Source organism: Mesorhizobium sp. B2-3-12 (assembly GCF_006442205.1).
Lineage (GTDB): Bacteria > Pseudomonadota > Alphaproteobacteria > Rhizobiales > Rhizobiaceae > Mesorhizobium.
Genome location: NZ_VFVR01000003.1, coordinates 113,959 through 130,218 on the forward strand (window position 1 = coordinate 113,959; position 16,260 = coordinate 130,218).

Annotated in this window: 21 protein-coding genes; 8 read left to right on the forward strand and 13 right to left on the reverse strand. The window is 63.3% G+C overall.

Annotated elements, in window-relative coordinates; genetic code table 11:
* Window positions 1-319 precede the first annotated feature (319 nt).
* The 6 genes from lptC to ptsN all read left to right on the forward strand — a co-directional run bounded on the left by lptC (window position 320) and on the right by ptsN (window position 5,699).
* Window positions 320-1,033, forward strand: a complete 714-nt coding sequence (lptC, locus tag FJ948_RS10850) for an LPS export ABC transporter periplasmic protein LptC (protein ID WP_140704173.1) — start codon at window positions 320-322, stop codon at window positions 1,031-1,033.
* Complete coding sequence (locus FJ948_RS10855; RefSeq protein ID WP_140704175.1) at window positions 1,020-1,628, forward strand: LptA/OstA family protein; 609 nt, start codon at window positions 1,020-1,022, stop codon at window positions 1,626-1,628. The genes lptC and FJ948_RS10855 overlap by 14 nt, the downstream gene beginning before the upstream one ends.
* The gene (gene lptB, locus FJ948_RS10860) at window positions 1,628-2,446 is read left to right on the forward strand and encodes an LPS export ABC transporter ATP-binding protein (protein ID WP_140704177.1); all 819 of its coding nucleotides are present in this window, start codon (window positions 1,628-1,630) and stop codon (window positions 2,444-2,446) included. The genes FJ948_RS10855 and lptB overlap by 1 nt, the downstream gene beginning before the upstream one ends.
* A gap of 283 nt (window positions 2,447-2,729) precedes the next feature.
* Entirely contained in the window at window positions 2,730-4,259 is a 1,530-nt protein-coding gene (rpoN, locus tag FJ948_RS10865) for an RNA polymerase factor sigma-54 (RefSeq protein WP_140704179.1), read from the forward strand.
* 333 nt (window positions 4,260-4,592) lie between these two features.
* Window positions 4,593-5,177, forward strand: a complete 585-nt coding sequence (gene raiA / locus FJ948_RS10870) for a ribosome-associated translation inhibitor RaiA (protein ID WP_137932810.1) — start codon at window positions 4,593-4,595, stop codon at window positions 5,175-5,177.
* Window positions 5,178-5,234: 57 nt separating this feature from the next.
* Window positions 5,235-5,699: a PTS IIA-like nitrogen regulatory protein PtsN gene (gene ptsN / locus FJ948_RS10875; protein ID WP_010911486.1), complete on the forward strand. Its 465-nt coding sequence runs from the start codon at window positions 5,235-5,237 to the stop codon at window positions 5,697-5,699.
* Window positions 5,700-5,763: 64 nt separating this feature from the next.
* Here ptsN and FJ948_RS10880 read toward each other — a convergent pair whose 3' ends face one another.
* Window positions 5,764-6,021 (reverse strand): DUF1150 family protein, encoded by a 258-nt coding sequence (locus FJ948_RS10880; protein ID WP_137932812.1) that lies wholly within the window; start codon window positions 6,019-6,021, stop codon window positions 5,764-5,766.
* A 64-nt stretch (window positions 6,022-6,085) separates the two neighbouring features.
* A complete protein-coding gene (locus FJ948_RS10885; protein ID WP_013893014.1) occupies window positions 6,086-6,511 on the reverse strand; it encodes an Hsp20 family protein in 426 nt (141 codons plus the stop codon).
* Between the two features lie 291 nt (window positions 6,512-6,802).
* Here FJ948_RS10885 and FJ948_RS10890 point away from each other — a divergent pair, with 291 nt between their 5' ends.
* The gene (locus tag FJ948_RS10890) at window positions 6,803-7,744 is read left to right on the forward strand and encodes a nucleoside hydrolase (RefSeq protein WP_140704181.1); all 942 of its coding nucleotides are present in this window, start codon (window positions 6,803-6,805) and stop codon (window positions 7,742-7,744) included.
* 71 nt (window positions 7,745-7,815) lie between these two features.
* Here FJ948_RS10890 and FJ948_RS10895 read toward each other — a convergent pair whose 3' ends face one another.
* From FJ948_RS10895 to FJ948_RS10940, 10 genes are all read right to left on the reverse strand, one after another.
* Window positions 7,816-8,091, reverse strand: coding sequence for a hypothetical protein (locus tag FJ948_RS10895; protein WP_246677499.1), 276 nt, complete (start codon window positions 8,089-8,091; stop codon window positions 7,816-7,818).
* A gap of 140 nt (window positions 8,092-8,231) precedes the next feature.
* On the reverse strand, window positions 8,232-8,846 hold the full coding sequence (locus FJ948_RS10900) for a LysE family translocator (protein ID WP_140704185.1): 615 nt from the start codon (window positions 8,844-8,846) through the stop codon (window positions 8,232-8,234).
* 91 nt (window positions 8,847-8,937) lie between these two features.
* Window positions 8,938-10,383 carry an amidase gene (locus FJ948_RS10905; RefSeq protein ID WP_140704187.1) on the reverse strand — a complete coding sequence of 482 codons (1,446 nt, stop codon included), beginning with the start codon at window positions 10,381-10,383 and terminating at the stop codon, window positions 8,938-8,940.
* Entirely contained in the window at window positions 10,380-11,285 is a 906-nt protein-coding gene (locus FJ948_RS10910) for a ribokinase (RefSeq protein ID WP_140704189.1), read from the reverse strand. Before FJ948_RS10910 ends, FJ948_RS10905 begins: the two co-directional genes overlap by 4 nt.
* 86 nt (window positions 11,286-11,371) lie before the next feature.
* On the reverse strand, window positions 11,372-11,854 hold the full coding sequence (locus FJ948_RS10915; protein WP_181173634.1) for a hypothetical protein: 483 nt from the start codon (window positions 11,852-11,854) through the stop codon (window positions 11,372-11,374).
* Window positions 11,829-12,353 carry a hypothetical protein gene (locus tag FJ948_RS10920; RefSeq protein ID WP_140704192.1) on the reverse strand — a complete coding sequence of 175 codons (525 nt, stop codon included), beginning with the start codon at window positions 12,351-12,353 and terminating at the stop codon, window positions 11,829-11,831. Before FJ948_RS10920 ends, FJ948_RS10915 begins: the two co-directional genes overlap by 26 nt.
* A complete protein-coding gene (locus tag FJ948_RS10925; protein WP_140704194.1) occupies window positions 12,320-12,712 on the reverse strand; it encodes a hypothetical protein in 393 nt (130 codons plus the stop codon). The genes FJ948_RS10920 and FJ948_RS10925 overlap by 34 nt, the downstream gene beginning before the upstream one ends.
* Window positions 12,713-12,733: 21 nt before the next feature.
* The gene (locus FJ948_RS10930; RefSeq protein ID WP_140704195.1) at window positions 12,734-13,204 is read right to left on the reverse strand and encodes a hypothetical protein; all 471 of its coding nucleotides are present in this window, start codon (window positions 13,202-13,204) and stop codon (window positions 12,734-12,736) included.
* A 222-nt stretch (window positions 13,205-13,426) separates the two neighbouring features.
* On the reverse strand, window positions 13,427-14,305 hold the full coding sequence (locus tag FJ948_RS10935; RefSeq protein WP_140704197.1) for a bifunctional helix-turn-helix domain-containing protein/methylated-DNA--[protein]-cysteine S-methyltransferase: 879 nt from the start codon (window positions 14,303-14,305) through the stop codon (window positions 13,427-13,429).
* Window positions 14,306-14,442: 137 nt separating this feature from the next.
* Window positions 14,443-14,937 carry a DUF2244 domain-containing protein gene (locus FJ948_RS10940; protein WP_140704199.1) on the reverse strand — a complete coding sequence of 165 codons (495 nt, stop codon included), beginning with the start codon at window positions 14,935-14,937 and terminating at the stop codon, window positions 14,443-14,445.
* Between the two features lie 22 nt (window positions 14,938-14,959).
* Between FJ948_RS10940 and nth the strand changes: the two genes are divergently transcribed.
* Window positions 14,960-15,769 carry an endonuclease III gene (gene nth / locus FJ948_RS10945; protein WP_140704201.1) on the forward strand — a complete coding sequence of 270 codons (810 nt, stop codon included), beginning with the start codon at window positions 14,960-14,962 and terminating at the stop codon, window positions 15,767-15,769.
* Here the strand turns inward: nth and FJ948_RS10950 are convergent.
* Window positions 15,757-16,212: a DUF2214 family protein gene (locus tag FJ948_RS10950; RefSeq protein WP_140704203.1), complete on the reverse strand. Its 456-nt coding sequence runs from the start codon at window positions 16,210-16,212 to the stop codon at window positions 15,757-15,759. The two genes, nth and FJ948_RS10950, sit on opposite strands and share 13 nt — an antisense overlap.
* Between the last annotated feature and the right edge of the window lie 48 nt (window positions 16,213-16,260).

The following is a 16,260-nucleotide window of genomic DNA, read 5'->3' on the forward strand; positions in this document are numbered from 1 at the left end:
CCATGATGTCCTCATCGGGAAGCAGTTCCGTCCCGCGCATGGCGCGGCAATCCGCGCGCGAGTGTTCCCATGCTGTCTGTTTTGTTACTGGCCTGTACGAGGGACGCAAGGTAAGTGGGAAGAACTTCGGTGAGGAAAAATGACGCAAGGGCGTCGATTTCTGCTATGAAGCACTGGCTGTTGCGCTGACCCGGGTTTCGTTTGTGCAACGGCAGCTGTCACATTTTTGCGGTTTTCGTCGGCTTGTGCTTGCTTGAGGGCGCTGGCGTCCCACCTATAGGCGGTGCTCCCGGGGGCAGGGTTTTAGAAGAAAGCAGTCATGTTAGCGCGACCGAACGAACCGACCAGCCCGGAGACGGAGTTGGATCCCCCGGCGGATGGCTGGACGCGTGGCGAGGCCTTCGACCGCGCGCAGCGTCATTCGCGCCGCGTGCGCGTGCTCAAATTCGCGGTGCCCTTGGCCGCGGCGCTGATCGCCGTCGCCTTTCCCGTCTATTCCTATCTCGCCGCGCCCGCCTCCGTCGCGGTGCAGGCGGAAGGTACGGCCTTTTCCAATGGCAAGCTGGTGATGGCCAATCCCAAGCTCAACGGTTTCACCAAGCTGAAGCAGCCCTATTCGATGACGGCGCTGCGGGCCATACAGGATGTGAGCACGCAAGGCATCATCGAACTCGAGGGCATCGACGCCAAGGTGCCGATCGCTCCCGACAATGTCGCCGCCGTGAAAGCCTCGCGCGGCACCTACGACCGCGACGGCAATACGATGAAACTGAACAGCGACGTCACCATCACCACGACCGACGGGCTGCAAGCCAAGTTCAAATCGGTCTTCCTCGACATGGGCAAAGGCACTATGAAGACGGATGATCCGGTCGATGTCAGCCGTGGCGGGTCACAGATCACGGCGGCTTCGATGTCGGTCCAGGACAATGGCAAGATCCTGGTGTTCGAGAACAAAGTGCGTGTCAACATTGATCCCGCCGTTCTGAAGGCGGCTGAGGCAAAGGGCGAAGAAGCGAATGTGGCTCAATAGTTCGACACGGCTTGCGGCCGCAACTTCGGCGCTGTTCCTGCTCAGCCTGGCGCCGTCGCTGGCGCAGTCCGGGGCGGCCAGCCAGGTGTCGGGTCTCAAACTGGCCGGCGACAAGCCGATCCAGATCGAAAGCGACAAGCTGGAAGTCCGCCAGGCCGACAGCGTCGCCATCTTCACGGGCAACGTCACCGTCGTCCAGGGGCCGACGCTGATGAAAGCCGGCAAGATGCTGGTCTACTACGTCAAGGATCCCAACGCGGGCGCCAAGGGCGCTGAAGCCGCCGGGGCGGCCGCCATGACCGGTTCGGCCAACATCGACCACCTGGAGATATCCGACAAGGTCTACATCAAGTCGGACCAGCAGGTCGCCACCGGCGATCAGGGCAGTTTCGACATGAAGAGCCAGGTGCTGGTGCTGTCGGGCAAAAAGGTCGTCCTGTCGCAGAACGACAATGTCCTGGTCGGCTGCAAGCTCACCGTGCAGATGAAAAGCGGGCTGGCCCAGGTCGATCCATGCGCCGGACAGCGTGTCCAGATGTCGATCACACCCCCGCCGAAATCGGATGCATCGAAATCGGGAGCGACGAACCCCTGATGGCCAGCCTGTCATCGCTGACGGCGCGTCTTCCGGGACGTGCCGCCGGCAAGGTTTCTGCGCCGGCCACGGTCACCGTCGATGCAGGAAAATTCAAGGGAACCCTGATCGCCAAGGGCCTGACCAAGAGCTACAAGGGCCGCAAGGTCGTCAGTGGCGTCACCATCGGCGTGCGCGCCGGCGAGGCCGTCGGTCTGCTCGGCCCCAACGGCGCAGGCAAGACGACCTGCTTCTACATGGTCACCGGCCTGGTGCCGGTGGATGAAGGCACGATCGAGATAGACGGCTTCGACGTCACCTCGATGCCGATGTACCGCCGCGCGCGCCTCGGCATCGGCTATCTGCCCCAGGAGGCCTCGATCTTTCGCGGACTCAACGTCGAGCAGAACATCCGCGCCGTGCTCGAAGTGGTCGAAAAGGACCGCAAGGTCCGCGAGCGCAACCTCGACGAACTGCTCGAGGAGTTCCACATCAGCCATTTGCGCAAGGCGCCATCCATGTCGCTCTCCGGTGGCGAAAGGCGGCGCCTGGAAATCGCGCGCGCGCTGGCGACGCGTCCGGCCTACATGCTGCTCGACGAACCCTTCGCCGGTATCGATCCGATTGCCGTCGCCGATATCCAGCAATTGGTGCGTCACCTGACGGCGCGTGGCATTGGTGTCCTCATCACCGACCACAATGTGCGTGAGACGCTCGGCCTGATCGACCGGGCCTATATCATCCATGCCGGCCAGGTGCTGACCCATGGCCGCGCCGACGAAGTGGTGGCAAATCCCGACGTGCGGCGGCTTTATCTCGGCGAGGGCTTCACGCTCTGAGCGGTTCACTGCCTGAAACGGCGAACGGCTCCGTCTCTTTTTAGGGAATTCCGGTCGGAGTTTTCCCGCCGCCGGAATCGGCCTGAGCGTGAAATTTGTTTCCTGACACGATTTTTTGGGCGGTGCGGCCTGTTTTCCCACGATTTTGCTCCGCGATAACGCTCCGGTAAGCGGGTTTTGCTAGGCTTTGCCTTGACAAGCAAAAGCCGGGCCAGTTTCTATGCCCGCCGTGAAATTCATTCCGGAAGTCCGGACGCGTTCAGGAGGCGTTTGAAACCTAGCCATGGCGTTGGCGGCGAAACTACAGCTCCGACAGTCGCAGTCGCTGGTGATGACGCCGCAGCTGATGCAGTCGATTCGACTGCTGCAATTCACCCATACGGAACTCGAGCACTTCATCGACGAGGAGATCGAGCGCAATCCCCTCCTGGAGCGTGCCGAGCCGCAGGACGATGCCGCGAGCGATCAGGCGCAGAAGCCCGAGGCGCAGCCACAAGCGGCCGCCGATGGCGGCGACTGGTTCGAGAGCGAGGCTGGATGGAGTGCCGAGGCAATCTCGGAAAAGCTCGACACATCGCTGGAAAATCTGTTTCCCGACGATCCAGGCACCAGCGAGCGGCTCGGGCCCGACCTGACGGCGCAATGGAAATCGGCTTCGGGCAATGGCGGCGGCTCCTCGTCCGAGGGGCTCGACGCCGGCGACATGGCGGCGAGCGCCATTACGCTGCGCGACCATGTCGGCGAGCAGGTCGCGCTCGCCTTCACCAATCCTGCCGCGCGACTGATCGCCGGGGAACTCGCCGATGGCCTCGACGAAACCGGCTACATGCGCGCGGATACTGCGGAGATAGCCGCGCGCCTGGGCACCGACGCCGCCGCCGTGGGCAAGGTGCTGGCGGTGTGCCAGACGTTCGAGCCGTCCGGCCTGTTCGCCCGCGACCTTGCCGAATGTCTTTCGCTGCAGCTTGCCGTGCGCGACCGTCTCGATCCGGCGATGAAGGCGCTGGTCGCCAATCTGGAGCTGCTGGCGCGGCGCGATTTCCAGGCGCTGAAGCGGCTCTGCGGTGTCGACGAGGAGGATCTGCTCGACATGCTGGCCGAAATCCGGGCGCTTGACCCGCGGCCTGGCATGGCGTTCTCGGGCGGTGCCAGCGACGCCATTGTCGCCGATGTCGAGGTTCGCGCGGCCAATGACGGCAGCTGGACCGTCGAACTCAATGCCGAAACGCTGCCGCGCGTGCTGGTCGACCATATCTATTTCGCCCAGGTGTCGCCGCAGGCGAAGAACCAGGCTGAAAAGGACTTCCTGGCCGAGTGCCTGCAGAACGCCAACTGGCTGACGCGCAGCCTCGACCAGCGGGCAAAGACGATCCTCAAAGTGGCCTCGGAAATCGTGCGCCAGCAGGACGCCTTCCTTGTCCATGGCGTACGCCAGCTGAAGCCGCTCAACCTGCGCACCGTGGCCGACGCCATCGGCATGCACGAATCGACCGTCAGCCGGGTCACCGCGAACAAATACATGCTCACCCCGCGCGGCGTGTTCGAACTGCGCTATTTCTTCACCGCCTCGATCGCGGCCTCGGGGGGCGGCGATGCGCATTCCTCCGAAGCGGTGCGCGACCGTATCAAGCAGATGATCGACGAGGAGAAGCCGGTCGACGTGCTGTCGGACGACGCCATCGTCGACATGCTGAAGGAAAGCGGCGTCGATATCGCCCGGCGCACGGTCGCCAAATACCGGGAAGGCATGAATATTCCCTCGTCGGTACAGCGCCGGCGCGAGAAACGGGCACTCGCCAGCGCCGGCCGCTAGCAATTCAATTGCGCCAAGACAAAGAGATGGAGCGGTTCTGCGTTTCCGTGAAACGATGGACAGCTCGATACGCTTGCGATTTCCACAGCTTTCGAGTTTCATTGACAAGCTGCGGTGAAGTGGCTAGAAGCCCGCCCGCATGAGACGGGCTGTTGCCCGCTAGCGGATGGTCCGTCACGACAATGGCCTCGGGACGGTCAAGAAGGCGGCTTGTGATCAACCGGAAAGTTCGGATTTAAATCGGCGCGAGTGACGCCGCAAAGCTTGTGCGCACGGATCACGAGTATAAACTCGGGCCAGTTTGAAGCCTGAGCAAGGAAGGTCAGTTTTCAGATGAATCTGCGCATATCGGGAAAGCACATGGATATCGGCGATGCGTTCCGCACACGCATCAACGATCGTGTCGGTGAAGCGATCGGCAAATATTTCGATCGGGGCTTCGCGGGGCATGTCACCGTCATCAAATCGGGCTCGCGCTATCAGGCGGACTGCATGATCCGGCTGGATTCCGGCGCCTCGCTGCAGGCCACCGGCGATGCCCAGGATCCGACGCTCGCCTTCGAGGCCGCGGCCGATCGGCTGGAGACCCGGCTTCGGCGCTACAAGCGCCGTCTGAAATCGCACAATTCCGGCAATGGCAATGGCGAGTTGACCGACATCGCCTATACGGTGATGGCGCCGCTTGCCGATGACGACGAGGAAATCCCGGAGGATTTCGCGCCCGCCATCGTCGCCGAATCGACCATGACGCTGAAGACCATGTCGGTGGCCTCGGCCGTCATCGAGCTCGACACCAAGGACAGCCCGGTGTTCGTTTTCCGCAATGCCGGAACCGACCATCTCAACATCGTCTATCGCCGGCCCGACGGAAATATCGGCTGGATCGACCCGTCCACGACCAAAGTCGCACAGGGATAAAAGCCAGCCGCACGAGGGGTGGGGACTGGCGCGGCAGGCGAACAAGGATTTTCAAGCATGGATCTGAGCGATCTTATCAGCGTCCCGGCGATTTTGCCGGCGTTGAAGGCGAACTCGAAGAAGCAGCTTCTGCAATTGCTCTCCGAAAGGGCCGCGGCGATTTCAGGCATTCCGGAGCGGGAAGTGTTCGACACCATCCTGCAGCGCGAGCGCCTGGGCTCGACCGGCGTCGGCAATGGCATCGCCATCCCGCATGGCAAGCTTGCCGGCGTGAAGCGCATCGCCGGCGTTTTCGCGCGGCTGGAAACGCCGGTCGATTTCGAATCGCTGGATGACCAGCCGGTCGATCTGGTGTTCCTGCTGCTGGCGCCGGAAGGCGCGGGTGCCGATCACCTCAAGGCGCTGTCGCGCATCGCGCGCGTGCTGCGCGACGCCGACACGGTGGCTAAGATCAGGGGAACGCGTGATGCCACGGCGATCCACGCGCTGTTGTCGGACACGCAGGCCTCGCACGCGGCCTAAAGCATCTGATTTAAGATATCAGCCCAAGGGCCGCCGTGAGCGGCCCTTTCGTTTCCACCCCGCCTTAATGAATGGCGACGGTGGTCAGGTCGTTTTCCATGGCGCCGGCGAGAGCACGGTCGCGCGCATCGGACAGCAGGATCGGCTGGCCGTTGGCGGCAAACAGGGCCCACAGTTCCATGCCGGGCGCAATTTCGCCGATGTTGGGGAAGCGGCCGAGCAGTTCGTCGCTCGAGACCTTGCGCAGATAGGCGACAGAGCCTTCGCCGAGATGGGCGAACTCGCCGCTGGTCATGGTGATGGTTTCGTCAGTTCTGGTCATTTCAAGCCTCCTTGGCGCGAGGACGCCGCTCAAGGCCATCCCGCATGAGAGCCATCGGTGAAGATCAGTCTTTCACCGATATATTTATTTTCCGTACCAGCCGTTCGGACTCCGGCCGATCGAGGTCGATCGACAAAAGACCGTTCTTCAGTTCCGCCGCGATCACGCGCATGCCGTCGGCCAGCACGAAACAGCGCTGGAACTGGCGTGCGGCAATGCCGCGATGAAGGAATTCGCGCTCGGTGTCGTCGGTCTGGCGGCCGCGCACGACCAGCTGGTTTTCCTCCGTAGTCACATCGAGATCGCTTTCGGCGAAACCGGCGACGGCGAGTGTTATACGCAGCCTTTCGGCCTTGCCGTCGGCACCGCTGAGGCGCTCGATGTTGTAGGGAGGGTAGCTGTCGCCGGACTTCGCCAGGCGCTCCAGCGTCTTTTCCATGGCGTCGAAACCCAGGAGAAGCGGGCTGGAGAAAGGCGTCATTCGGCTCATGTTACACTGTCCTCTCAAGAGCGACATAAACTGGAAAAACCCAAATGGCATTTTTCCCGATGGTCTTGATATGGTCCGCCCCGCGACCAAGTTCAAGCCATCGGAAGACCCGCCCAAAAGTCCCGGCCTTGGACTCACAGGAATAACCAAAAAAGGATCAGGTCGTGGACTCACAGGAATAATCGACATGGCGCTTGAAACGGCGCTCGGATGCAAGGAGAAGCGCCAAGGTCGCCCTCCAGGCGTGCGACCGGCCCGGTGATCTCGCGGCCAGCCAAACAAGGAATTGAAATGCCCCAATCCCGAAAGATCATCATCGACACGGATCCCGGCCAGGATGACGCCGTCGCCATTCTGCTGGCGCTCGGCAGTAGCGAACTGGACATCGTCGGCATTACCGCCGTTGCCGGCAACGTGCCGCTGAAACTGACCGAAAAGAACGCCCGCAAGATCTGCGAACTGGCCGGCCGGCCGGCCGTCAAGGTCTATGCCGGCGCCATCCGTCCGTTGGCGCGCGAACTGGTCACCGCCGAGGAAGTGCATGGCAAGACCGGCCTCAACGGGCCGGAATTGCCGGAGCCGACGATGAAGCTTCAGGACCAGTATGCGGTAGACTTCATCGTCGAGACGCTGATGCGAGAAGAGAGCGGCACGATTACGCTGTGCCCGCTCGGGCCGCTGACAAACATCGCGCTGGCGCTGATCCGCGAGCCGCGCATCGCCCCGCGCATCAAGGAAATCGTGCTGATGGGCGGCGGTTTCTTCGAAGGCGGCAACGTCACGCCGGCCGCCGAATTCAATATCTATGTCGACCCACAGGCCGCCGACCTGGTGTTCAGATCCGGTATCCCGATCGTGATGATGCCGCTCGACGTCACCCACAAGGCGCTGACCACCACCAAGCGCATACAGGCTTTTCGCGCGCTGGGCACCAAGGTCGGCACCGCGACCGCCGAGATGCTGGAATTCTTCGAACGCTACGACGAGGGCAAATACGGCACAGACGGCGGGCCGCTGCACGACCCCTGCGTCATCGCCTATCTCTTGAAGCCGGAGCTGTTCAAGGGGCGCCACTGCAACGTCAGCGTGGAGACCGCCTCGGAACTGACCATGGGCATGACCGTGGTCGACTGGTGGGGCGTCACCAAGCGGGAAAAGAACGCCATGGTGATGCGCGACATCGACCATGATGGGTTTTTCGCGCTGCTGGTGGAGAGATTGGGGCGGCTTTAGAGCCCCATTCTCGGCGATTGAGTAGTCTGACCTGGTAGTTCATGGCGTGTCGGCACACGACGAACCGCCCCTCAATCGGCAAACCGGTAGAAGACGGAGCCATTGTCGCGGGTGACGCGCTCAATTTTGACACGGGAGCCAATCAGGCGGGGTCGATCGTCGTCAACGAAAACCAGAGCATTGTTCTCTAGGAACAATCCATATTGAGACGTGCTGGTCCTGTGCCAGTAAACGCCCTCGATCGTAGCGTCGATCGGGTCAATTGATCGAATCGGCGCTGCGTCATTCTCCCACTGACTCTGGGCCAATATGAACATTATCGCAAAAAAACCGGCGAAGAAGACCACGCTAGGCGCGTTCCTCTTCAAACCCTCATAAGTCGACGGTGGATGCATGAATCCTCAATGTCGATTCATGTGGTAGCTGGAAAGTAGACTTTCAATCAGCCGGCGACGCAGCTTTAACGCGGCGCCGGCCTCGGCTGCCGTCACTTCGACTTTGAAAACGCCAGCCACAGGCCGCCGCCGATCATGAAGCTGCCGCTGATCCTGGACAGTAGCTTGATGCGGCTGGCCGACAGCATGCGGCCGGCGCGGCCGGCGGCCAGTGCATAGGTCGAGTCCGACATGGCGGCGAAGATCATGGCGGTGAGGCCCATGATGACGATCTGCAGCGGATAGTTGCCGGCGGGAGAGATGAACTGCGGGAAAAAGGCGCCGAAGAAGATCAGCGTTTTTGGATTGCTCAGCGCCACGGCCAAGCCCTGCAGGAAGAAGCCGCCACGCGGCTTCCTGGCGGTGCCGTCGGCGTTCAGCGTGCCCTTGGCGCGGAACATCTGAACGCCCATCCAGATCAGGTAGGCGGCGCCGATCAGCCGCACCCATTCGAACCAATGTCCCATGCCCGAGATCAGCGTGTTGAGGCCGATGCCGACGATGGCGATCATGACGGCAAGGCCGGCTTGCGTGCCGGCGACATTGGCGAGACCGGCGCGGGAACCGTGGCGGATGCTGTTGGCGATGATCAAGGTGACCGTCGGCCCCGGCACCAGGATGATGACGATGCAGGCAAGAACATAGGCGGCGTAGAGTTCCAGCGACATGATTTTCCCTCGCAATGCCGCGTCGCGGCCTGTCAGGCGACAATCAATGCATGACGGCGAGGACGACGCAAGCTGGCGCGACGCGCTGGGTTCAAGCCCCTGCCGGCCAGGGCAGCGTCGCCTCATAGGCGGCCGCGGCCTGCAACACGGCGAGGTCGCCGCGGGGGCGGCCGATGAGCTGCATGCCCATCGGCCGGCCGCTGTCGTCGAAGCCGACCGGGACGTTGACCGCCGGACAACCGCCCAAGGTGGCGAAGGCCGAAACCTGCATCCAGCGATGATAGCTATCCATTCCCCGCCCGGCGACCTCGCGCGGCCAATGGGTGCCGACATCGAAGGGGAAGACCTGCGCGGTCGGCAGCGCGATGAGGTCGAAGCGTTCGAAGATCGATAATAGCGTCCGGTGCCAGGAGGTGCGCACGACCGAGGCCGCGCGGATTTGCGGCGCCGTTATCCGCATGGCGTTTTCCACTTCCCAGATGGCTTCCGGCTTCAGCAGGCCACGCCTGGCCGGATCGTCATAGTGCACTTTCAGCGCGCAGCCGCTGCTGGCCTGGCGCAAGGTCACGAAGGCCTGCCAGAGCGCTTCGAAATCGAAGTCCGGCAGCAAGGGCTCGGTCACGAAGGATGCATCCGCGAACCGTGCGAGCGCCGCCTCGCACAGGTCGAGGATGCCGGGCTCGACCGGCAGATGGCCGCCGAGATCGCCAAGCCAGGCGACGCGGCCGCCAGTCGCCGCCGTCGCGAGCCCGTCAAGGAAGGATCCCGGCTTCTCATAGGAGAGAGGCGCTTGCGGATGGTACCCGGCCTGCACGTCGAGCAACAGCGCCATGTCACGGACATTGCGGCCCATCGGCCCTTCGACGCCCATCTGCGCGTGGAAGACCTCGACGTCGGGACCGCCGGGCACCAGCCCCTGCGAGGGCCGAAAGCCGTAGACATTGTTCCAGGCCGCCGGGTTACGCAGCGAGCCGCCGAAATCGCTGCCATCGGCGACGGGCAGCATGTCCAGCGCCAGCGCCACCGCCGCCCCGCCGCTCGAGCCGCCAGCGGTGAGCGCCGGATCGAAAGCGTTCAGCGTCGGCCCGAAAACGGTGTTGTAGGTGTTGGAGCCAAGCCCGAATTCGGGAACATTGGTCTTGCCGATGATGATGGCGCCGGCGTCGCGGATGCGTTGGACGAAGAAATCGTCTTCTTGCGGGATGAAATCGGCGAAGATGGGCGAGCCGAACGAGGTTCTGAGGCCCGTTGTGGAGGCAAGGTCCTTGATGGCGATGGGAAGGCCGAAGAGGGCGCCGGCTCCTTCCGTGCGCCCGGCATCGGCGGCGTCGGCCTCGCGCAGCATGTCGTCGCGGTCGCGCAGCGAGACGATGGCGTTGACCAGCGGGTTGACCGCATCGATGCGATCGAGGAACGCCGTCACCACCTCGCGCACGGAGAGCTTTTTTCGGCGGATCGCGCCGGCGAGTTCTACAGCCGACAGGCGGCAGATATCGCTGGCCGCGGGCACGGCATGCTTCGTGCGGGGGCGCATCAACCGGCCTCTTGCAAGGCCTGGTCGACGTCTTTCGCCAGCGGGATCGCCGGCTGGGCGCCGGGCTTGAGGCAAGCGAGCGAGCCGGCGGCGCCGGCACGCGCAAGTGCCTGTTCGAGCGCGAGGCCCGCCGAGAGGCCGGCGGCGAAATAGCCGCAGAAAGTGTCGCCGGCGCCGACCGTGTCGACCGGCGTGATCTTCAACGCGGGAACAGTCAGGAAATCGCTCGGCGTCGCCGCCATCACGCCTTCGCCGCCAAGCGTGACGACGATGGTGCGTCCGGTTTTCCCCGCAAAATCGCGCATGCGCGCCGCCCGGTCGCGGCCGCTAAGCGCCAGGGCCTCGCCATAGAGGTCGAACTCGGTTTCGTTGGCGACGACGTAATCAGCCTTGCCGAGGAAGCCGGACGCTTCGGCGTGGAACGGGGCCGTGTTGAGCACGGTGACCGCCCCGGCCGGCCTTGCCTGGTCGAGGGCCGCATCGACCGTGGCGAGCGGAATTTCATGCTGCAGCAGCACGACGTCGCCCTTCTTCAGAAAAGCCTTGGAGAGGTCGCCGGGCACTACGGAAGCGTTGGCGCCGGGCACCACGGCGATGATGTTTTCGCCGTCATCGCCGACCATGATCAGGGCCGTGCCTGTCGAGGCGAAGGTTTCTCCCACGCCCGACAGGTCGACCTTGGCCTCGCGCAGCAACGCCAGGGCTTCGGATGCGAAATTGTCCTTGCCGACGGCGCCGACCATGCGCACCGGAGCGCCGGCACGCGCGGCGGCCAGCGCCTGGTTGGCCCCCTTGCCGCCAGGCGCCGTCGAGAAACCAGAGCCGCTCACCGTTTCACCGGGGCTCGGCAAGCGCTCAACTTTGGCGATGAGGTCTAGGTTGATCGAGCCGACTACGATAATCAAGAAATGCCTCCTGCTGAATGCACGGAAGCTATCCTGCCAAGCGGTTCGATGCCAGACCACTCGAATGGTCCAGCACGATTACCGCCTCACTCGCAACGCACGGTGACCGTGCCCTGATAGCTGCCGGAGGGAAAGATACCGCTCGACTTGGTGGCCGTGAGATCGATCTGCATGGGGTGGGTGCCGTTGGTGACCCTTTGCGGCACGCTGCCGTTGTTGTCGACCCCCGAGCCATCGAGGCGGAAGACCGAGACGAAGGTCACGTTGGTGCCGCCGCCGCTCGGCGCGGACGAGAATGCGGCAGGCGCCGGCGCTGAAACCGAATAGCAGTCAAGCAAGTTGAGGATCGAGCACAGCAGGGAGCTTGCCACCACGGTGGCGCTGGCACTCGATCCGCCCGCCTGCTTGGAGCCCAGTATGCCGATGGCCGGATTCGTCGTCATCGTGCCCGATGCGCCGACCATGATGGTGCAGGTGCCGATGATCGCCGCATGCGCCGGAAAGCAGAAACCGGCAAGTACCGCCACCGCGAGCTGCGCGTGGTTATTTCTTCTTCTTTTTCTTGCCATCGCCATTTCCGGTCCTGATGCTCCAGCCTTCGTTGGCCCATCCGGGCGACGCGGCCGTGGGCGCGGCAGCGGGAGCGCTGGTGGTCACGCTCGCCGTCGGACCGTCGGCACCGAGGCCCATCTTGAGGAGCTTCAGCTCCAGTTGCAGGCGCTCGACCTCGAGCTCGTAGAGGCGGCTGCAATCGACGCGCTTCGGCGTCCGCCCGATCGGGATCACCACGCGGCCATATGTGGCGACGTCATTGTTGGACTGGTTGTTGCCTCTGATGATACCGAGGTCGAAATAGGCGCCGGTGCCCGATACGGCGGAGCGGCAGGTGGTGCCGTCCGATGCGTGGACCTCGTCCTGCCCCTGGGGCAACGTCACTCCAGGCAGGTTGAAGCCGCTCTCGTTCTGATTGAGATTGTAGACATCCTCGGCCAGAGCCGGCGAAATCCCCACCGTCATCGCCGCAAACGCGGCCGTCAGGACTTGCGGTGCCCAAAAAACTTTCCGCATATTTGTGCCCTTATCTGCGTCTGTTGATTGGGAAAGGGGATGCTCTCGGTACAGATACGCACTTTACGCTCGGCGGCGCCGCCGAAGGGCACGACCACAAGGACTGGGCGGGAAGCCTGCGACCCCAGTTGGAAGACACTCGGAGAGATCTTGGCGTCCACCGGCTGAAAATCCTGATCGTAGACGTGGATCTCGACCTTGATCTTCTGGTCGTATGGATTGGCGGGAAAAACGCGGACCGCGAAGACGTCGGTGAAACTGTTGACCTCGCCGCGCATCGGCGACATCGACTGGGCCTTGGCGGCAATGGTCGGCAGGCCGACAGCCAGGGCCGTCGCCAGGATTCGGGCATATTTCAAGGATCCCTCCTTCGCGACCGCCTATTCGCAGCGCAGTGTTACCGTTGCCTGGTAGTTTCCGGAGGCGAAGCGGTTGCTGCCGCCCTTGGCGCCGGCAAGATGGACCGAGACAAGGTCGGCGCCGGGGGCAGCCAGGGCGGTGGCGGATCCCGTTTCCGCGATCGTGTGGGCGCCGCTGGCCGAATAGGTCGGTGTCCAGGTGGTGGCCGTGCTGTCGGCGGCAGGCACGGTGGTGAGGGTCACCGGATCGACGCTCAGCGAGACGCCCCCGGTGGTGGTAAGCGTGACAGTTCCAGCCGATCCGCCACTGTTGTGAGAGCTCAGCGACTGCAAGTCCGCGCTTACCGTCATCGTGCCGTTGGTGCCGACAACAAGGGTGCAGGTCGCGGTGACCGTGCCGTTGAAAATGACGTTCTGCGTCGTGGCCATCGCGGCGTGGTCCAGGCACGCGGCCAGCAAGGCCGCACCGACGGTGGTGCGAAACAACTTCATCGAGACCCTCCTATTAAGTCGGATCGCCCGAATTAATATGGGTCATCATCGCTTTATCGTGGTTAATTTAGCGTAAACTGAAATAACGCTCTGGAACAAAAGCGACAAATAAACCGATGGTTGTCCCCGGTTGTATCCAGAAAATCCGAATATAAGCCGCACGAATACTTCGTAACGGGGAAGATTGATATATTTCTTGAGTGAAAATACAAATATCGACATTCAGGCCGAAATCTGCCCCGCTTCCCAGCCCAGGATGGCGCGCTTGCGGGTAAGGCCCCAGTGATAGCCGGTGAGATCGCCTGATTTGCCGATGGCGCGGTGGCAAGGCACCACGAAAGAGAGCGGATTGGCGCCGTTGGCGGCGCCGACCGCGCGGCTGGCGCTCGGCGCGCCGATGCTGGCGGCGATCGAGGAATAGGTGCGGGCCTTGCCCATCGGGATTTGCAGCAAGGCTTCCCAGACACGGACCTGGAAGTCGGTGCCGATCATGACGACGTGCAGCGGCTGGTCGGCGCGCCACAGCGTCGGCTCGAAGATGCGCGCGGCATAGGGGCCTGTCGCTTCCCTGTCCTCGGCATAGAGGGCGTTGGGCCAGCGGCCCGACATGTCGGCGAAGGCGGTGCGCTCCTCGCCGGCGTCGCAGAAGGCGAGGCCGGCAAGCCCGCGGTCAGTGGCCATGATCAGGGCGGTGCCGAACGGGGAGGGGTGATAGCCGTAGCGAATGGTGAGCCCAGCGCCGCGCGTCTTGTAGTCGCCAGGCGACATCGCCTCATGGGTGACGAACAGGTCGTGCAGCCGGCCGGGACCGGACATGCCCAGTTCAAAAGAGGTTTCGAGCAGCGGCATGCCGGAATCGAGCAGCTTGCGCGCATGGTCCAGCGTCACCGCCTGCAGAAAGGCCTTGGGCGACAGGCCGGCCCAGCGGGTGAAGAGTTTTTGCAGGCCGGTCGGCGTCTCGCCGACCTCTTCGGCCAGTTCTTCCAGGGATGGCTGGTCGCGATAGTCGAGGCTGATCTTCTCGATGGCGCGGCGCACGATTTCGTAGTCGCTGCCCTCGGGCGTGATGTCCTTCCTGAGGACTGCCGTGTGTGTGCTCATGGACCTGTCTCCTTGGGCTGGAATATCGCCCCTTGGGGCGCCGATCGCCACCCGAAACTTGCCTTCTTGCGGCGATGGCTGACGAACGAGCAAATTCCATCGAGGGATAAAAGGGCCGGTGCGCACGCGTGCAGGGATCAGCGCGCCTTGGCGGTCGCCAGCGCGCGCGCGAAGGCGGTGGCGAAGCTCTCGCGGGACTCGGGATCGAGGAAGCCGCCGATCGGCACGTTCTGGCCCTGTGCTTCCACGGTCATCCTGGTGATTCCGATCTCTGCGTGCCGGGCGACCGAAAACCGTGCCCAGAACGGATTGAAGCGGTGCGCTTCCGACTTTCCCGAGGGGGCGGTCTTGCGGATATCGAGGCTGGTTCGCGAGACCGATACTTCCTCGCGGGCGCGGGCGGCCCGATAGTTGACGCGGAAGGCGATGTAGACGGCGATCACATCGAGGCCGAAGAAACCGAACACCGGCCAGGCGCCGCGCGACAGGAAAAACGCGCCCGTCACCAGCCAGCCGAACATCAGCGCGCCCATCAGGATCAGGAAGCCCGTCCTGCCCAGCGACCGGTGTGGGGTCAGCAAGGCGTGGAAGAAGGGCTCGTCAGCCTGAAACGAGGCGTTTGTGTCGCTCATGACAGAATATTATAGGAGGGAAATGGCGCGCCCCAAGTCCAAAGATTCGTCCCTGCCCAAAAGTGAACCGTTGCCCGGACGCCGTGACGGCTCGAACGCCAAACCGCGCCCCAGGCCCGCGCGGTCAAGTTCGCTCTACAGCCCGGCGGAAGTGCACGAGATATTCCGGCGCTTTTCGGTGCAACGGCCGGAGCCGAAGGGCGAGCTCGAACATGTCAACGCCTTCACGCTGCTGGTGGCGGTGGTGCTTTCGGCGCAAGCAACCGATGCCGGCGTCAACAAGGCGACGCGGGCTTTGTTCAAGGCCGCCGACACGCCGCAAAAGATGCTGGCGCTGGGTGAAGCCGAGGTTGGCGACCATATCAGGACCATCGGCCTCTGGCGCAACAAGGCCAAGAACGTCATCGCGCTATCGCAGGCGCTGATCCGCGACCATGGCGGCGAGGTGCCGGACGACCGCGATGAGCTGGTCAAGCTGCCAGGTGTCGGGCGCAAGACCGCCAATGTCGTGCTGAACATGGCCTTCGGCCAGCATACGATGGCGGTCGACACGCACATCTTGCGCATCGGCAACCGGCTAGGCCTGGCGCCCGGCAAGACGCCGGAACAAGTCGAGCAGGGATTGTTGAGGATCATCCCGGACGAATATATGCGCCACGCGCATCACTGGCTGATCCTGCATGGCCGCTATGTCTGCAAGGCGCGCAAGCCGGATTGCCCGGCCTGCGTCATCGCCGATATCTGCAAGGCAGCGGTGAAGACGACCAGCATTCCGGCGCCGCTGGTGCCGATCGCTCCGCTCGAAACGGCCGCCGAAGATCAGATTCCGTAGCCGCGCGCCATCGCCGCGGCGAAGACGGGGATCAAGAGGAAGATGGCTCCTTCGGCGCGGATATAGGACTTCACCGAGGCCAGTTCGGCCGCCGGCACGGCGAAGGCGGGATTGGTGCTGGCCTGCCTGTTCCAGGAGATAAAACGCACGGTCGGGATGATCGACAGCAGGCCGACAATGCCGAACGCCGCCATCTTGGCCCAGAACACCCAGTTGTGGACGTAGAACTCCCAGCCCTTTAGGCCCCAGAAGACGCGGCCGATGCCGACGATGATGATGAGCGCGGCGATGATGCCGTAGTGGCCGTCGATGCCGGCGAGCCGCTTGAGCGTCGCTGCGGGCAGGTCGCCACGGATCAGCACGAATTCGGCGCCTATGATGGCCGCCAGCGAGAACACCAGCAGATGGTGGATGATGGCGAGCACGAGGTCCGTGGTGTCCATGCGGATTTCCCTGGATCGGCGGCACCGGCCGGCGCCTCAAAATTCGGG

Bases quoted from the DNA above. Each gene is read 5' to 3' on its own strand.
- ptsN (WP_010911486.1), top strand. From the start codon at position 5,235: ATGGATCTGAGCGATCTTATCAGCGTCCCGGCGATTTTGCCGGCGTTG.
- raiA (WP_137932810.1), top strand. From the start codon at position 4,593: ATGAATCTGCGCATATCGGGAAAGCACATGGATATCGGCGATGCGTTC.
- FJ948_RS10890 (WP_140704181.1), top strand. From the start codon at position 6,803: ATGCCCCAATCCCGAAAGATCATCATCGACACGGATCCCGGCCAGGAT.
- lptC (WP_140704173.1), top strand. From the start codon at position 320: ATGTTAGCGCGACCGAACGAACCGACCAGCCCGGAGACGGAGTTGGAT.
- nth (WP_140704201.1), top strand. From the start codon at position 14,960: ATGGCGCGCCCCAAGTCCAAAGATTCGTCCCTGCCCAAAAGTGAACCG.
- FJ948_RS10935 (WP_140704197.1), bottom strand. From the start codon at position 14,305: ATGAGCACACACACGGCAGTCCTCAGGAAGGACATCACGCCCGAGGGC.
- lptB (WP_140704177.1), top strand. From the start codon at position 1,628: ATGGCCAGCCTGTCATCGCTGACGGCGCGTCTTCCGGGACGTGCCGCC.
- FJ948_RS10920 (WP_140704192.1), bottom strand. From the start codon at position 12,353: ATGCGGAAAGTTTTTTGGGCACCGCAAGTCCTGACGGCCGCGTTTGCG.
- FJ948_RS10950 (WP_140704203.1), bottom strand. From the start codon at position 16,212: ATGGACACCACGGACCTCGTGCTCGCCATCATCCACCATCTGCTGGTG.
- FJ948_RS10940 (WP_140704199.1), bottom strand. From the start codon at position 14,937: ATGAGCGACACAAACGCCTCGTTTCAGGCTGACGAGCCCTTCTTCCAC.
- FJ948_RS10930 (WP_140704195.1), bottom strand. From the start codon at position 13,204: ATGAAGTTGTTTCGCACCACCGTCGGTGCGGCCTTGCTGGCCGCGTGC.
- FJ948_RS10880 (WP_137932812.1), bottom strand. From the start codon at position 6,021: ATGACCAGAACTGACGAAACCATCACCATGACCAGCGGCGAGTTCGCC.
- FJ948_RS10885 (WP_013893014.1), bottom strand. From the start codon at position 6,511: ATGAGCCGAATGACGCCTTTCTCCAGCCCGCTTCTCCTGGGTTTCGAC.
- FJ948_RS10915 (WP_181173634.1), bottom strand. From the start codon at position 11,854: ATGGCAAGAAAAAGAAGAAGAAATAACCACGCGCAGCTCGCGGTGGCG.
- FJ948_RS10855 (WP_140704175.1), top strand. From the start codon at position 1,020: ATGTGGCTCAATAGTTCGACACGGCTTGCGGCCGCAACTTCGGCGCTG.
- rpoN (WP_140704179.1), top strand. From the start codon at position 2,730: ATGGCGTTGGCGGCGAAACTACAGCTCCGACAGTCGCAGTCGCTGGTG.
- FJ948_RS10900 (WP_140704185.1), bottom strand. From the start codon at position 8,846: ATGTCGCTGGAACTCTACGCCGCCTATGTTCTTGCCTGCATCGTCATC.